Source organism: Sphingobium fluminis, from assembly GCF_037723805.1.
GTDB lineage: Bacteria > Pseudomonadota > Alphaproteobacteria > Sphingomonadales > Sphingomonadaceae > Sphingobium.
Genome location: NZ_JBBJUK010000002.1, coordinates 342,161 through 356,689, shown reverse-complemented (window position 1 = coordinate 356,689; position 14,529 = coordinate 342,161). Strand labels below are relative to the sequence as shown.

Genomic DNA, 14,529 nt, shown 5'->3' with positions numbered 1-14,529 from the left:
TGTTGCAGTTTGATGACAACAGCTTTTTGCGGAAGAAACGGGCCGCTGGCAATGCGTTATCCGCCCTCCTCCGCCAGAGCGCCGGGGATAAGCACCGTGATTGTCGTGCCCCGGCCCAGAGTGCTCGCAATGTCGAGCCGGCCGCGATGCCGCTCGACGATATGCTTGACGATGGCGAGGCCGAGTCCGGTGCCGCCGATCGCGCGGCTGCGCCCGGAATCGACGCGATAGAAACGCTCGGTCAGCCGGGGCAGATGGTCGGGACCAATGCCTTCCCCTTCGTCGGCCACGGTCAGGCGGGCCATGCCGCCGGGTCCTGCCGCGAGCCGCACCGCAATCGGCGTGCCTGCCCGGCCATATTTGGCGGAATTGCCGATCAGGTTGTGGAGCAGTTGCGACAGCTGTGCCCGGTCGCCCTGCACGGCGGGGAGGTCAGGGTGGATTTCCATTTCGACCTCCCGGCCACGTTCGCCATGGCTCGCGCGGAAAACCGCCACGACTTCGGCCACCAGTTCGGACAGGTCCACACTGCTGTCGGGCAGGCGATATTTTTCCGCCTCGATCCGCGAAAGCGACATCAGATCGTCGACCAGCCGCTGCATGCGCCGCGCCTCGCGATCCATGATGCCCAGAAACCGCAAGCGGGTCTCGTCATCCTTGCCCAGTTCCGGATCGGCGAGCGTCTCGATGAATCCCAATATGCCGGCGAGCGGGGTGCGCAATTCGTGGCTGGCATTCGCGACGAAATCGACACGCATCTTTTCGGCGGCGTAAGTGCCGCTGCGATCGACCAGATGGACCAGCCGGCGTACCGCCTCGACCGCCCCGACCGGCGCGACATGCATATGCCAGCGCTGTTCGCGCGCGCCGATGCCGACCAGTTCGATCATGATCGGTTCGGGAATCGGTGCACTGCTCGCCAGTCGCTCCGCAGCGGCGGGATGACGGATCGCTATCCGGGCGTCCTCCCCATCGATATGCGCGCCCAGCAGCCGGTGCGCGGCGCGATTGGCGCGCACGATCCGCCCCTTTTCCACCAGCATCAGCGGGTCGGAAATCGCTTCCAGCACGGCGGCGAAGTCCTCATGATCGAGCAGGTCTTGTGGCTCGACCGGCGCGGCCTGCCTGCTGTCCGCCGCCGCGTCTCCATGAGACAGGATCAGCACCACGATCAGCCCGGCAATCACCGGAAACAGGAGCATCAGCGGCGACGCTCCGGTCAACAGTGCCGCCCCCGCCCCCAGCAGCAGGACCGCGAAGGAAGCGGTGATCTGGGAAATGCTCAATCGATTCATGGTTACCGCACTGGATTATTCGCGACTTTGCTGCGATGTTCGTCTCGACTAGCGAATGTTCTTTACAGTTTGACAAGTGCAATAGCGGATCAGGACGAGATGAGCGAGCATATGCCCGAAGATCAATCCGCCGGAGGGCAGGACGCGGACCAGGGCCGCGAAGGGCTGAACCTCGCGGTGCCTTCGCGCCGCCAACTGCTGATGGGCGGCGCGGTTGCGGCATCGGCGATCGTCTCCATTCGCCCGGCGCTCGCCAACACGGCGGCGTCCGTCCTCAACTGTACGATACCCGTGCCCGATCAGGGGCGGGCAGGGGGAGCCATCGCCCCCAACGGCCAGGTCGTGCCGGCGGGGACGCCGGGGGCCTTTCCCGGCACGGGCCGGACCTTCACCGGCGAACAGGTGAAGCAGGCATTGCGCGGTCGGAAACTGCCCGGCACCAGCTATGACCAGAATCAGGCCTATCTGAATTATATCCGCCGGCTCCAGTCGGGCACGAGCGGTTTCACCTGTTTCGCTTCGTTGCAGATGCCGCGCTGAAACGGCCCGGCTTGCCGCCAAGGCCTGTCCGATGACCGCGCCGATCCATTACCGGCATGAGGGCGACGTGATCCTGACGCGCGTGCTGGACGATATCGTCCTTCTGTTTCATCGCCCGTCCGGCCAGACGCATATTGTAGTCAGCCCGGTGCCCGAATTGCTCGACGCGCTGCGCGAAGGCGGGCCGGCGACTGCGGCCGACCTGTTGGAGCGGCTGTCACGCGACTTTGACCTTGGTCCGATCGACGAGACAGGGGAGCGGATCGAGGCGCACCTCGTCGAACTGCTGGCGCTCGGGCTGATCCGGCCGTCATGAGGCATAATCTCACGCTTCGTATCGGCCCGGCGACATTCCGCATCGGGTCGGCATGGCCGCAGCCTTTGCGGGAGTTGCAGCGTCTGTATGCCACCTATCCCGACGCTACCGGCAGGATCGCCGATTTCACCGTCCGGCTGGAGCCGACGAGTCTGGTGCGTCGCTGGATCCGGCCGTCCATTTTCATCACTGGCGACCATGGCCTTGCCGACGCCGCGCCGATGAGCCTTGCCCATGGGCTGCTGGCGGCGGAAATGGGAATGAACCTGCAAATGGCGCTTGGGTGGCGACGGCATCTGCTGCTGCATGCGTCCAGCGTCGAGAAGGACGGGCGCGTGCTGGTGATGACCGGTGAATCGGGATCGGGCAAATCGACGCTTGCGGCACAACTGGGCGAGCGCGGCTGGCGGCTGATGGGCGATGAGTTCGCATTGCTCGACCTGGTGGCGGGGCAGATTTTGCCCTTCCCCCGGCTCGTCTCGCTCAAGAATCGCGCCATCGACGTGATGGCGAGCGACGTGCCTGTGGCGCGGATGGGGCCGCTGCTGGCGGCGACGGCGAAGGGCGATATCCGCCATCTGGTCCCGCGCGCCGACGCCGTGGCGCGCATGGACGAAGGCGGGATGCCGGCGCTGCTGCTCTTTCCCCGTTTCGGCCATGCCGTCGATGTCCGTCCGGTAGGGCAAGGCGAGGTTTTCATGCGGCTGACGCAGGCGTCGACCAATTATGTCGCGCTGGGCGAGGCGGGGTTCGAAGCGCTGACCCGCTTCGTGACGACCGTCCCGGCGGCGGCGATCGACTTCCCGTCGGGGGACGAGGCGATTGCGCTGGTCGAGCGATTATGGGCTGAGAGGGGATGAGGGACGCCCGCCTCCTCCTCACCGCGTTGCGCGATCCCGCTAGCGTCAATGCCCTGTCGACAGACGACTGGAACGCGCTTGTCGCCATGGCGCGCGCCGAGCGGCTGATCGGGACGCTGGCGGTTCGGTTGGCGGGACGCGACGTGCCTGATGCGGTACGGCCCATTCTTGCCGACGCGCGGTCGGATGCGGCGCGGGAGGCGCAGCAGGCTTTGTGGGAGGCTGATCGGGCGGTGGCGGCTTTGGGAGGGCTGGATGTGCCCGTCCTATTGCTCAAGGGCACGGCCTATGCGGCGGCGGGACTGAAGGCGGGCGAGGGGCGCTTTATCGGCGACCTCGACATATTGGTGCCGCGCGATGCGCTGGATGCGGTGGAGGCGGCGCTGTTCGCGGCGGGCTGGGAATGGGCCAAGCCCGACCCCTATGACGACGCCTATTACCGGCAGTGGATGCATGAACTGCCGCCGATGATCCACGGGACGCGCGACCGTATGATCGACGTGCATCATACGATCCTGCCGCTGACCGCGCGGCCGACGCCGGATGCCGGCGCGATGATCGCCGACGCGGTTTCCATAGGCGATGGGTTATATATTCTGTCGCCAGCCGATCGGGTCTGCCACGCCGCTGCCCACATGCTGGCCGATGGCGATTTGCAGGGGGGCTTGCGAAACCTGTGGGACATCCAATGCCTGCTGGCAGAGGTGGCTGACCCGGCGGTTTTGGACGAGCGCGCCGCTCACCATGGATTGGGCGCGCAAGTCCGGCAGGCGCGGCGGCTGGCGGATGCGCTATATGGCAATGCCTCGCGGCTAACGCTCTGGGACCGGCTGATGGCCGCCCGCCTGCTCGCCCGCGACGGTTGGGGGCGCGAACGGCGCAAGGGATTGGTCTTCGCCTTTTTCGTGCGGTCGCACTGGCTGCGCATGCCACCGCTGATGCTGGCGCGGCATCTCTTTACCAAATGGCGCAAGGGCCATCGGCCAGCCTGACGCCGCGGAGCGTCAATCCCGTTTCAATATGTCCAGCGCCAGCACCGTCAGTGCCTCGCTCGCCGTGCCAATGACCGCATCGGCCTTAGGCGCCCAGAACGGACTATGCAGCGACGGGAGGCTGATCTCGCCCTTCTGCTCTTTGGCATATTGGTCCGCCGGCACGCCGCCGACCCAGAAGATGAAGCTGTTGATTGTCTTGTCGGCGCGATAATAGCGGCCGAAGTCCTCCCCGCCCATTGATGCCCTCACCTGCTCGACGCGTCCCGCCGGGAAATGCGCGGTCAGGATGCCAGCCATCTTTTGCGAGAATTCCGGCGGGTTGTAGGTGGAGGGGGTGAATTCGTCCTGCACCGTTACGGTGGGCATGCGATCGTCGGGGAAGCCGGCGGCGATCGCTTCGCCGTTCGCGATCCGCTCGATCCCCTTGATGAGCTTTGCGCGTGTCTCGTCGGAATAGCTGCGCACGGTCAGCAGCAGCTTCGCTTCGTCGGGGATGACGTTATGCTTGGCGCCGCCGATGAAGCTGCCCACGGTCACGACCGCCGGGTCGAGCGGGTCCTGTTCGCGGCTGACCAGCGTCTGGAGCGTCGTGACGATGCGCGCGCCCAGCACGATCGGGTCCTTCGTTGCCTGCGGGTAGGCCCCGTGGCCGCCCACGCCCTTCACCACTATGTCGACGCTGTCGACATTGGCGAGCGCATAGCCCGGCGTGTAGCCGATCGTCCCGGCGGGCAGGTTGGCGGCATCATGGAAGGCGATCGCGTGGGTCGGGCGGGGGAAGCGGGTATAGAGGCCGTCCTCCAGCATAGCGCGCGCGCCCTTGCCCACTTCTTCGGCGGGCTGGAGGATCATGACCAGCGTGCCCTTCCAGCTGTCTTTCCGTGCTGCCAGCAGCCTGGCGGTCTCGATAAAGGCGGTCATATGCGTGTCATGGCCGCAGGCATGCATGACCCCGGTCTCGATCCCCTCCGGCGTTTTGGTGCGGACTTTCGAAGCGAAGTCGAGGCCAGTCTGCTCGACCACCGGCAGGCCATCCATGTCCGCGCGGATCAGCAGCACGGGGCCAGAGCCATTCTTCATCACCGCGACGACGCCGGTGCCGCCGACCTTTTCGGTGACGTCGAACTTCAGCGCCTTCAGTCGCTTCGCCAGCTTGGCCGCCGTGTTCACTTCCTGCCCCGACAGTTCGGGACTGGCGTGGAGATCGCGATACAATGTCATCACTGCGTCCATGTCGGCCGCGATAGCCGCGCCGATCTCGCTCGGCGCAGGCGGCGTTTGCGCGCTGGCTACGGAGGAAAGGCAGGCGGCGGTCAGAGCGAGCGCGAAACGCATGGACGGCGATCTCCTTGAAACTGCGCGCGACCATAAGCGGGATCGGTACGGCATCAAGCGCGGATCGCGCTTCGCTAATCGCCCGATGCTGGTTATAGCGCGATCATGAGGCACTCACTGGACGGGCGAGCATTTGCCGCCATTGCCGCATTGCTGATGCTGTCTGCCTGCGGAGGCCGGCAGTTCCGGCCGGTCAGCGATCTGCCGGTACGGATCGGCCCGCCCTACAGGGTCGGCGGCGCGACCTATGTTCCGGCCCCCGACCCCGGTTACGACATGTTGGGCTATGCCAGCTGGTATGGCAATGAATCTGGCAACCGCACCGCCAATGGCGAGCGGTTTCGCGCCGACTGGGTGACGGCAGCGCATACCACTTTGCCGCTGCCTACCTATGTCGAGGTGACGTCGCTTGACACAGGGCGGCGGATCATCGTGCGGATCAACGATCGCGGACCCTTCGCCCGCACCGCGCGGATTATCGACCTGTCACGCGGCGCAGCGGATGCGCTCGGCATCCGGGCGAAGGGGCAGGCCCCGGTGCGCGTGCGGCGGGTCGAGCCTGGCCAAAAGGATCGCGAGCGGCTGCGCGAGGGCAAGGCGGCGCAGGATTTGCCGCCGCTCGGCCAACAGACGCTGCAAAATCTGCGCGCCCAACTCGCGGCGAGCCAGGCGCGCCAAGGCCGATGAGAGATTATTGTGCGGTCCAGCCGCCGTCCACGGTGATGTTCGATCCGGTGATGTTCGCTGCGGCATCGCCGCACAGGAAAAGGGCAACGGCCGCGACCTGCTCCACGGTGACGAACTGCTTGGTCGGTTGCCCGGCGAGCAGCACATCGTTCATCACCTGATCGCGGGTCATGTTGCGCGCTTTCATCGTGTCCGGAATCTGCGCCTCCACCAGCGGGGTCCAGACATAGCCGGGCGAAATACAGTTGGCGGTGATGCCGAAGGTCGCCAGCTCCAGCGCCAGCGTCTTGGTGAAGCCGGCCAGGCCATGTTTGGCCGTGACATAGGCGCTTTTGAACGGCGAGGCGGTGAGCGAATGTGCGCTGGCCGTCTGGATGATGCGGCCCCATTTTTTCGACTTCATATAAGGGATGGCGAGCCGCGACGTGTGAAAGGCGCTGTTAAGGTTGAGCGCGATGATGAGGTTCCACTTGTCGATGGGGAACTCCTCGACCGGGGCGACATGCTGCATGCCGGCATTATTGATGAGGATGTCGACGCCACCGAACCTGTCGGCTGCCTCCTTCATCATCGCCTCGATCTCCTCGACCTTGGTCAGGTCGTGGCCCGAATATAGCGCTCCCGCGCCGCTCGCCGCTTCAAGCCCGAGCCGCTCCTTCTCGATCGCCTGCGCGTCGCCGAAACCGTTGATGACGATGTTCGCCCCTTCGCCGGCGAGCAGCTTGGCATAAGCAAGGCCGATGCCGGAGGTGGAGCCGGTGATCAGTGCGGTCTTGCCTGCCAGGGACGTGCTCATGCCATTTTCTCCTTGAGATGATCGGGACGATCGAGGTCGAAGGTCGCGCTCTTTCCGTCGATGATGTTGCGGGCGATCAGATCGCCCTTGTGCATGACTTCCCCCACCGACTCGCGCCCCTGCGACCAGTGGTCGAGCATGGTCGAACGGGAAAATTCGAAATCCTTCGCCCCGCTTTCCCAGGCGCGGCTGCGATAGATCAGATGCACGATGTTGAGCGAGCCGGTGTCGAGCAACTGGCGCAGCCGCTCGGCTTCGGGGCCGTTTTGCATGTCGGCGGGCAATTTATCGAGGATCGCCCGAATCGCCTTATGCTCGCGGCGCAGGCGCAGATACTGGTCCGTCACCTGCCGGGTGCGGCTCGAATATTGAATGTCCTTGGCGCGGGAATAGACATCGGTCATTTGTCGCGGCATCGGCCCTTCCGCCGGAAACAGGTCGACCTGAAAAACCAGCATGTCGCCCGATTGATGTTCGAGCACATGGGCAAGTGGCGTGTTGGAGACGAGGCCGCCGTCCCAATAATGACGGCCATCGATCTCGACCGGCGGCAGGCCCGGCGGCAGTGCGCCCGACGCCATGATGTGACGCGCGTCGATCCGGGTATTGCCGCCCGGGCCGCGCGTGTCCCAATAGGCGAAATTGCCGCTTTCGACGTCGACCGCGCCGACTGAAATCCTGACCGGGCCGTCATTGAGCAGGTCCCAGTCGACCACGGCGTTGAGCGTGTCCTGCAACGGCGCGCTGTCATAGAAGCTGATGGCGCCGGTGGTGCCGGCGGGCATGAATGGCGCCGGCCAGAGCCGTGGGCGGAACATGCCGGGTACGCCGAAGGTCGCGACCGCGCCAGCCGCCGCAAGGTGCATGGCTTCGCGGACTTGGGTAATTTCGGGCAGGAGGACATTGGGCATGCCACCCGATACCGTGCGCCAGAATTTCTTCAGGCGGCTAAGGCGCTTGTGCGGCGGATTGCCCGCGATGATCGCTGCGTTGACCGCCCCGATCGAAATGCCCGCGACCCAGGTAATGTCGATGGCCAGCTCGTCCAGCCGCTCATAGACGCCCGCCTGAAACGATCCCAGCGCGCCGCCGCCCTGAAGCAGCAATGCTACCTGTCGGGGAAGGGGGAGGGGGGTGGTGGCGCGGCGGCGCGCCTGGGGTTCGGTATCGGCCATGTCGCAGTGCAATATAGGCTTTGGTTACCGCTTTCCAACTTAATGTCGTGTAACAATTTCGGTTAGGACGCAACTATATGGCGAGGCGGGCGGTTCCCTGCGGGAATCAAATCGCGTAGGCAACGGTCAGGACCAGGGAGGGCGCCATGCGGCTGGACGGCGAACAGGAAAGCGGCAATTTCGAGGTTCAAGATGGGCGCGGGGGTGGCGGTTTCGGCGGCGGCCTTGGTATGCTGCTGCCGTTTGTCGGCAGCCGCTTTGGCTGTGGCGGCATCTTCATCGTGCTGATCATCGCGGCCGTGATGGGTATCAACCCGTTGAGCATGTTCGGGATCGGCGGGCCATCGCCGACCCAGCAGTCGGCGCCCGCTGGTCGCGACCCCAAACAATTGACCGAGATACAGCATTGGTCGCTCAAGGTGCTGGGATCGACCGAGCGGGTCTGGGGACAGGTCTTCAAGGAGCAAGGTCGGCAATATGAGCCGACGATCCTGTCCTTCTATAATCAGAGCGGCACATCCGGCTGCGGCGCGGCGCAAAGCGCGATGGGGCCCTTTTATTGCCCGACCGACAAGAAGGTCTATCTCGACACCGATTTCTTCACCGAGCTGCGCCAGCGTTTTGGCGCGCCGGGCGATTTCGCGCAGGCCTATGTGATCGCCCATGAGGTCGGCCATCACGTTCAGGACCTTGAAGGCACGCTGGGCGAGGTCAACAAGCGCCAGCGCGCCGTGAGCGAACAGGAAGGCAATGCGCTTCAGGTGCGGATCGAATTGCAGGCGGACTGCTACGCCGGGGTCTGGGCGAAGCGGACCGGCCTGATGGAGCAGGGCGATCTGGAAGAAGGCATGGCGGCGGCGCAGGCGATCGGCGACGACACTTTGCAACAATCCGCCGGGCGCCGGCCGGTGCCTGAAAGCTTCACCCACGGCACCAGTGCACAACGCATGGAATGGCTGCGCCAGGGGCTGGCGGCAGGTGATCCGGCGCAGTGCGACACGTTTGCGGCAGCCGGCTGATCGCTCGATAGCCGGTAGCTATCTGAGGACCGGTAGTGGCCCTGAAGCCGGCGGTGGTGCTTGTACGGCCGGCGTGGCCTCGGCCGGCAAGGCAGGCGCGCCGGCGGGGGCGAAGGGTTGGGAAAAACTGCCCGGGTCCGGCACGCTGGATGCCGGGGCAGTGTTCGCGGGCGATGGAGGGGCCACCGGCATTATGACCGGGGGAAGCGTGGCTGTCGATGTCGCCGAGGCTGAGACTTCCTGTGCCTCCCTGCCCTGAATCGATGGCGGCAGTAATGACTGCACTGCCAGCACAGCTAATGGCGCGGCAATCAACACGGCGATGGCGAAGGCCTTGTACATGATCCCCGCTTGGACAGATGAGCGATCAAACGCCTGTACCGGCTATTGATAAACAAAAGACTGACAGCACAGCCTGTAGCGCCTCGACGTCTAATCCAGTTTGGCCAGCAAACTCAGCATATCGTCCGGCAGGTCATGGCGACTCGTACGAAAAGACCGTCGCAGCGCGTTGCCGACGCCATCATAGGCCAGCGGCAACCCGACGTTCAGCATAGGATTTTCGCCGCCTTCCCGCCCTTTGGCCGTTCGGCCGGCATGTTTCCGTATGTCCATCACTACCAGAACGGTCGTGCCTCGTAAAAGTTTCTGGCTTAAGACCCGGCGTTTGCCACCGACGGGTGCGATAGCGCGGAGAGGGAAAGCGGATGACATCGGGTTGGTTGAGCCTGCAAGCGCGAATCAGAGCGCATTCGCCGTTTCTGACACGGTCGCTGGATCGTTTCCCCGCCGTGACCGACGCGCTGGCGACCGAGGATTTCGAAGCAGCTCTTGCCGTCGCCCGGTCGATCGCGACGCCGCAGGATGACGTCGCCCGGTCCCTGCGCCGCCGTCGGGGTGCGCTGGCGCTGGTGACGGCGGCTGCGGATCTCGCGGGGGCCTGGGACCTCGGCCGGGTCACGCGCACCCTGTCCGACTTCGCCGACGAGGCGGTGGAGGAAGCGCTCGCCGCCGCCATGACGGAGCGTTATCCCGATGTGCCGCCGGGCGGCTTCGTCGTCCTCGCGCTCGGCAAACATGGCAGTCGCGAACTGAATTACTCGTCGGATATCGACCCGATATTGCTCTATGATCCGGAGACGGTTCCGCGCCGTGAAAAGGAAGATCCGGCGGAAGCGGCCGTGCGCATCGGCCGCCGGATGAGCGAACTGCTGAGCGCGCGCGATGCAGACGGTTATGTGTTTCGCGTCGACCTGCGCCTGCGCCCCTCACCGGAGGCGACCCCGATCGCCCTGCCGGTGGAAGCGGCGATCGGCTATTATGAATCGACCGCGCTCGGGTGGGAGCAGGCGGCATTCATTCGCGCGCGGCCGGCTGCGGGCGATCTGGCGCTGGGCGAATATTTTCTCCAATCGGTGCGGCCGTTCGTCTGGCGGCGCAATTTGGATTTCGGCGCGATCGACGCGATCGTCGATATTTCGCGCCGCATCCGGGATCATTATGCGCAAGGGCAGGTCTTTGGGCCCGGCTTTGATCTTAAACGCGGGCGGGGTGGCATTCGCGAGGTCGAATTTTTCGCTCAGGTCCATCAGTTGATCCATGGCGGGCGCAGGCCGGAACTGCGATTGGGCGACACGCGGGAAGCGCTCGCCACACTTGCGCAGGCGGGGATCATCGAAGGCGAGGTCGCCGCTCGTCTCGACGCCGCCTATGTCCGGTTCCGCACGATCGAACATCGGTTGCAGATGGTCGAGGACCTTCAGACCCACGAACTGCCCAAAAAGCCCGAATCCCTGGACAATGTAGCGCGGCTGCACGGCCTGGCGGACGGCGGCGAACTGCTGGCGTTCCTGCGCCCCGACGTGGAGTGGGTCGGGCGCAATTACGACCGGCTGACGCCGGAAAAGGATGATGCGTCACTCTCGCATGACGAAGATCTGCTGAGGGCGCAGCTCATTGCGCTCGGCTTTGCCGACCCCGACACGCCGCTCGCGCGCATCGCTCGCTGGCGTGAAGGCACGATCCGCGCATTGCGCAGCGCGCCGTCGCGCGCGGCGCTGGAGGATCTGTTGCCCGGCCTGATGCGCACGCTGGCAAAGGCGCCCGACCCCGATCGCGCGCTCAACCGGCTGGACGACATGATCGCGCGGCTACCGAGCGCGATCAATTTCTTCAAGCTGCTCGCCGCGCGGCCGGCGCTGGTCGATTTGCTCGCCGAAATATTGAGCCATGCGCCCATCCTGGCAGATGCGCTCGCCCGGCGCGCCGAACTGATCGAGGGGCTGATCGACGCGAGCGCCTTCGACTCGCCGCCATCGGTCGAGACGCTCGCCGCGCAGTTCGCGATGCTGGAAGCGGGCGAAGATTATCAGGCGCTGCTCGACCGGGTGCGGCAACGGGTGGGGGATCGCCGTTTTGCGCTGGGCGCGCAGATCATCCGTGGCGGCGACCCGTTGGAAGCCGGGCGCGGCTATGCGCGGGTGGCCGAGGGCGCGATAGAAGCGCTGGCAGCCGCTACAGTCGCTGCGTTCGAAACGGTGCATGGCAAGGTGCCGGGCGGCGAACTCGTCATTCTTGCGCTCGGGCGGCTTGGCGGCGGCGTGTTGACCCATGCGTCCGATCTGGATCTGGTTTTCCTGTTCACCGGCGATTTCCAGGCTGAATCCGAAGGCATGCGGCCGTTGGGCGCGACCCAATATTTCAACCGGCTGGGACAGCGGATCACCAATGCCCTGTCGGTGCCGACCGCTGCCGGACCATTATATGAGGTCGACACGCGCCTGCGCCCGTCTGGTGGGCAAGGATTGCTTGCGGTCAGTTTGGACAGTTTCGCGCGCTATCAGCGCGAGGAAGCATGGACATGGGAGCATCTGGCGCTGACCCGCGCCAGATCGGTGTTCGGATCGGGAGCGGCGCGCGCGGCGTTGGACACGATCCTGATGCAGACGCTGGAGCGGCCCCGCGATTTCGATCTGCTCGCGCGCCACGCGGTTGCGATGCGCGGTGACATTGCCCGGCACAAACCGCCGGCCGGCGCGCTGGACGTCAAGCTGATCCCAGGCGGTCTGGTCGATCTCGAATTTCTGATCCACGTCACCCAGTTCCGGCACGGCATAGCGTTCGACCCGGATTTGCGCGCGGCACTGGTCGCTTTGGTGGATGCGGGTCATCTGCCCGCATCGCTCATCGCGGCGCATGATCTTGTGACCCGCTTCCTCATCGTATCGCGGCTGGTGTCCCCCAGATCGACCGAACCCCCTTTGGCCACCCGACCGCTGGTCGCGCGGGCCTGCGGTGTGGAGGATTGGAACTCCCTGCTTGAAAGCTACGCCAGCGCCCGGCACAGCATCGGCGACGCCTGGCGCGCGCTGGCCGCGCCCTATGAGGAGACCAAGGCATGCTGACTGCTGGAGACAAGGCGCCCGACGGGACTCTCAAGGACATGGATGCGCAGGATTTCGCGCTCGCCCGTTATCGCGGCAAGCCCGTCATCATCTATTTCTATCCCAAGGCGGATACCCCCGGCTGCACCAGCGAGGCGAAGGATTTTACCGCGCTTGCGCCCGACTTCGCCGCGCTGGACATACCGGTTGTCGGCATTTCGAAGGACAAACCGGCAAAGCTCAAGAAATTCGCCGACAAATATGGGCTGGCAGTAACGCTTGCGTCCGATGAGCCGGGTACGATATGCGAGGCGTTCGGCACCTGGGTCGAAAAAAGCCTGTACGGTCGGCACTATATGGGCATCGCGCGGGCGACCTTCCTGATCGATGCGGAAGGCGTGATCGCGCGCTTCTGGCCCAAGGTGAAGGTCAAGGGTCATGCCGCCGAGGTGCTGGAGGCTGCAAAAGCGCTTTGACCTTGCCGGATGACATGGGATCGGTCGGCGCCGCGTGCCGTAGGGTGCTGACCACCGCCGATCCGCGCGCCAAGCTGATGGCGGCGCGCGCCGCCGCGCGCGGCTGGCGGCTCGGGCGGCTGGTGTTCCGTTTCGACGTCGCGATGCCGGACAGGCCGGCTCGGCCAGACGTGCCCGAACTGCTGCCGCCCAACGGGATGCCCCGTCGTGGCAGGATAGGATCGGAACGCGGGCGCATCGCCATGCTTCATGCACTGGCACATATCGAATTCGTGGCGATCGATCTCGCCTTCGACCTGATCGGCCGGTTCGGGGAGGCATTCCCGGCTTCATTCGTCGACGACTGGATGCAGGTGGGCAGCGAAGAAGCGATGCATTTCGCAATGCTCGATCGCCGCTTAAGGCAGGCCGGCAGCTATTATGGCGCGCTGCCGGCACATGACGGACTGTGGCAGGCAGCGGGTGATACGGCCCATGACCCGCTTGCCCGGCTGGCGATCGTCCCGATGGTGCTGGAGGCGCGTGCCCTCGACATCACGCCTGCGACCGCCGCTCGCTTCGAAGAAGCTGGCGATCTGGTCTCCGCCCGTATTTTGCGGCGCATCATGGCAGACGAGATTTGCCATGTCGCCGCCGGCACTAAATGGTTCCGCCATGGGGCGAACCGAAAGTGTATTAATCCTGTAACACACTACAGAATGTTGGTTGAACGTCATTTTTGCAGCGGGTTAAAGCCGCCATTCAACGACTCAGCGCGTCGACAGGCCGGTTTGACCCGCGATTTCTACGACGCGCTTGCAACATGATGCCAGATTTGCAGTTTAAGCGTCCGGGGGCGGTTCACATCGCTTTAGTCATAATCGGGGAAGCGCCACGAGGCATCAAGCCTTGGGCGGACAGTCGGGGTCGGCATGCAAATTCTTCGTTGGGTGAATGGTCTTGAGTTTAATTGGTTCCAGTCCGTCGTGAAGTCGGTAAAAATTATCGGGGCGGCAGGGTTTATTGCGGGGCTGTGCGCCGCTGCACCGGCCCAGGCTTCGGACCGTGACGATCCCTATGGCGACGCATCCGAAATCAACACCAGCCCGCTCGGGCCGGCCGATGTCGGTTTCTCCACCCTTTTCACCAGCCTTCAGCGGCTCGATGGCGCGCCCCGTTCTTCCGCTTATATCCCCTCGGGCCGTCCGGTCGAAAAGCTGGTCCTGACGTCTAACTTCGGCGTCCGTTCCGACCCGTTCAACGGTGGCGCGCGGATGCACAAGGGCATCGACATTCCAGGTCCGGTCGGCACGCCGATCCACGCGACCGCCGATGGCATCGTCAACCGCGCCGGCTGGGCCAGCGGTTATGGCAATCTCGTGCAGATATCGCACGGCAATGGCATGGAAACGCGCTATGGCCACATGTCTAAGCTGCTGGTCGCCCCGAACAGCTATGTGCATCGTGGCCAGGTCATCGGCCTGATGGGCTCCACCGGCCGTTCGACCGGCAGCCATCTCCACTATGAAGTGCGTGTCGAAGGCGCCGCGATCAATCCGATCCCGTTCGTTGCCGGACCCGACTATCTGATCGCGATCAATACCAAGCCGCCGATCGCCATGGGCGGCCCGACCAAGGCGCAGGAAAAGGCCGCCGACTGACCGTCGGCACCC

14 protein-coding genes are annotated in these 14,529 nt (G+C 64.7%); 10 read left to right on the top strand and 4 right to left on the bottom strand.

Translation table 11 applies throughout. From position 1 onward, the window contains the following. Nucleotides 1–56: 56 nt before the first annotated feature. Nucleotides 57–1,295, bottom strand: a complete 1,239-nt coding sequence (locus WG907_RS07840; RefSeq protein WP_340232204.1) for a sensor histidine kinase — start codon at nt 1,293–1,295, stop codon at nt 57–59. Nucleotides 1,296–1,406: 111 nt separating this feature from the next. Between WG907_RS07840 and WG907_RS07835 the strand changes: the two genes are divergently transcribed. From WG907_RS07835 to WG907_RS07820, 4 genes are read left to right on the top strand one after another with little or no spacing between them, the layout of a single operon-like run. After that, nucleotides 1,407–1,835 (top strand): hypothetical protein, encoded by a 429-nt coding sequence (locus WG907_RS07835; RefSeq protein ID WP_445326793.1) that lies wholly within the window; start codon nt 1,407–1,409, stop codon nt 1,833–1,835. Between the two features lie 31 nt (nt 1,836–1,866). Next, nucleotides 1,867–2,151, top strand: a complete 285-nt coding sequence (locus WG907_RS07830; protein ID WP_340232203.1) for an HPr-rel-A system PqqD family peptide chaperone — start codon at nt 1,867–1,869, stop codon at nt 2,149–2,151. Beyond that, entirely contained in the window at nt 2,148–3,011 is an 864-nt protein-coding gene (locus WG907_RS07825; protein WP_340232202.1) for an HprK-related kinase A, read from the top strand. Before WG907_RS07830 ends, WG907_RS07825 begins: the two co-directional genes overlap by 4 nt. Next, the gene (locus WG907_RS07820) at nt 3,008–4,003 is read left to right on the top strand and encodes a nucleotidyltransferase domain-containing protein (protein WP_340232201.1); all 996 of its coding nucleotides are present in this window, start codon (nt 3,008–3,010) and stop codon (nt 4,001–4,003) included. Before WG907_RS07825 ends, WG907_RS07820 begins: the two co-directional genes overlap by 4 nt. A 12-nt stretch (nt 4,004–4,015) precedes the next feature. Here WG907_RS07820 and WG907_RS07815 read toward each other — a convergent pair whose 3' ends face one another. Beyond that, nucleotides 4,016–5,341, bottom strand: a complete 1,326-nt coding sequence (locus WG907_RS07815) for an amidohydrolase (RefSeq protein WP_340232200.1) — start codon at nt 5,339–5,341, stop codon at nt 4,016–4,018. Between the two features lie 105 nt (nt 5,342–5,446). Between WG907_RS07815 and WG907_RS07810 the strand changes: the two genes are divergently transcribed. Then, complete coding sequence (locus tag WG907_RS07810; protein WP_340232199.1) at nt 5,447–6,028, top strand: septal ring lytic transglycosylase RlpA family protein; 582 nt, start codon at nt 5,447–5,449, stop codon at nt 6,026–6,028. 4 nt (nt 6,029–6,032) lie between these two features. Here WG907_RS07810 and WG907_RS07805 read toward each other — a convergent pair whose 3' ends face one another. Then, nucleotides 6,033–6,824: a 3-hydroxybutyrate dehydrogenase gene (locus WG907_RS07805; RefSeq protein WP_340232198.1), complete on the bottom strand. Its 792-nt coding sequence runs from the start codon at nt 6,822–6,824 to the stop codon at nt 6,033–6,035. Beyond that, nucleotides 6,821–7,999: a DUF3734 domain-containing protein gene (locus WG907_RS07800; RefSeq protein ID WP_340232197.1), complete on the bottom strand. Its 1,179-nt coding sequence runs from the start codon at nt 7,997–7,999 to the stop codon at nt 6,821–6,823. Before WG907_RS07800 ends, WG907_RS07805 begins: the two co-directional genes overlap by 4 nt. 146 nt (nt 8,000–8,145) lie before the next feature. Here WG907_RS07800 and ypfJ point away from each other — a divergent pair, with 146 nt between their 5' ends. From ypfJ to WG907_RS07775, 5 genes are all read left to right on the top strand, one after another. Next, a complete protein-coding gene (gene ypfJ, locus WG907_RS07795; protein WP_340232196.1) occupies nt 8,146–9,018 on the top strand; it encodes a KPN_02809 family neutral zinc metallopeptidase in 873 nt (290 codons plus the stop codon). A 707-nt stretch (nt 9,019–9,725) separates the two neighbouring features. Continuing rightward, nucleotides 9,726–12,422, top strand: a complete 2,697-nt coding sequence (locus WG907_RS07790; protein ID WP_340232195.1) for a bifunctional [glutamine synthetase] adenylyltransferase/[glutamine synthetase]-adenylyl-L-tyrosine phosphorylase — start codon at nt 9,726–9,728, stop codon at nt 12,420–12,422. Continuing rightward, nucleotides 12,416–12,877, top strand: coding sequence for a thioredoxin-dependent thiol peroxidase (bcp, locus tag WG907_RS07785; RefSeq protein WP_340232194.1), 462 nt, complete (start codon nt 12,416–12,418; stop codon nt 12,875–12,877). The genes WG907_RS07790 and bcp overlap by 7 nt, the downstream gene beginning before the upstream one ends. Beyond that, complete coding sequence (locus tag WG907_RS07780; RefSeq protein WP_340232193.1) at nt 12,874–13,683, top strand: ferritin-like domain-containing protein; 810 nt, start codon at nt 12,874–12,876, stop codon at nt 13,681–13,683. Before bcp ends, WG907_RS07780 begins: the two co-directional genes overlap by 4 nt. 105 nt (nt 13,684–13,788) lie before the next feature. Continuing rightward, nucleotides 13,789–14,517, top strand: a complete 729-nt coding sequence (locus WG907_RS07775) for a M23 family metallopeptidase (protein WP_340232192.1) — start codon at nt 13,789–13,791, stop codon at nt 14,515–14,517. The last annotated feature ends 12 nt before the right edge of the window (nt 14,518–14,529 follow it).

Coding starts and splice junctions, on each gene's coding strand:
- WG907_RS07815 (WP_340232200.1), bottom strand. CDS start 5,341: ATGCGTTTCGCGCTCGCTCTGACCGCCGCCTGCCTTTCCTCCGTAGCC.
- WG907_RS07825 (WP_340232202.1), top strand. CDS start 2,148: ATGAGGCATAATCTCACGCTTCGTATCGGCCCGGCGACATTCCGCATC.
- WG907_RS07840 (WP_340232204.1), bottom strand. CDS start 1,295: ATGAATCGATTGAGCATTTCCCAGATCACCGCTTCCTTCGCGGTCCTG.
- WG907_RS07820 (WP_340232201.1), top strand. CDS start 3,008: ATGAGGGACGCCCGCCTCCTCCTCACCGCGTTGCGCGATCCCGCTAGC.
- WG907_RS07810 (WP_340232199.1), top strand. CDS start 5,447: ATGAGGCACTCACTGGACGGGCGAGCATTTGCCGCCATTGCCGCATTG.
- WG907_RS07835 (WP_445326793.1), top strand. CDS start 1,407: ATGCCCGAAGATCAATCCGCCGGAGGGCAGGACGCGGACCAGGGCCGC.
- WG907_RS07775 (WP_340232192.1), top strand. CDS start 13,789: ATGCAAATTCTTCGTTGGGTGAATGGTCTTGAGTTTAATTGGTTCCAG.
- WG907_RS07800 (WP_340232197.1), bottom strand. CDS start 7,999: ATGGCCGATACCGAACCCCAGGCGCGCCGCCGCGCCACCACCCCCCTC.
- WG907_RS07790 (WP_340232195.1), top strand. CDS start 9,726: ATGACATCGGGTTGGTTGAGCCTGCAAGCGCGAATCAGAGCGCATTCG.
- WG907_RS07830 (WP_340232203.1), top strand. CDS start 1,867: ATGACCGCGCCGATCCATTACCGGCATGAGGGCGACGTGATCCTGACG.
- WG907_RS07805 (WP_340232198.1), bottom strand. CDS start 6,824: ATGAGCACGTCCCTGGCAGGCAAGACCGCACTGATCACCGGCTCCACC.
- bcp (WP_340232194.1), top strand. CDS start 12,416: ATGCTGACTGCTGGAGACAAGGCGCCCGACGGGACTCTCAAGGACATG.
- ypfJ (WP_340232196.1), top strand. CDS start 8,146: ATGCGGCTGGACGGCGAACAGGAAAGCGGCAATTTCGAGGTTCAAGAT.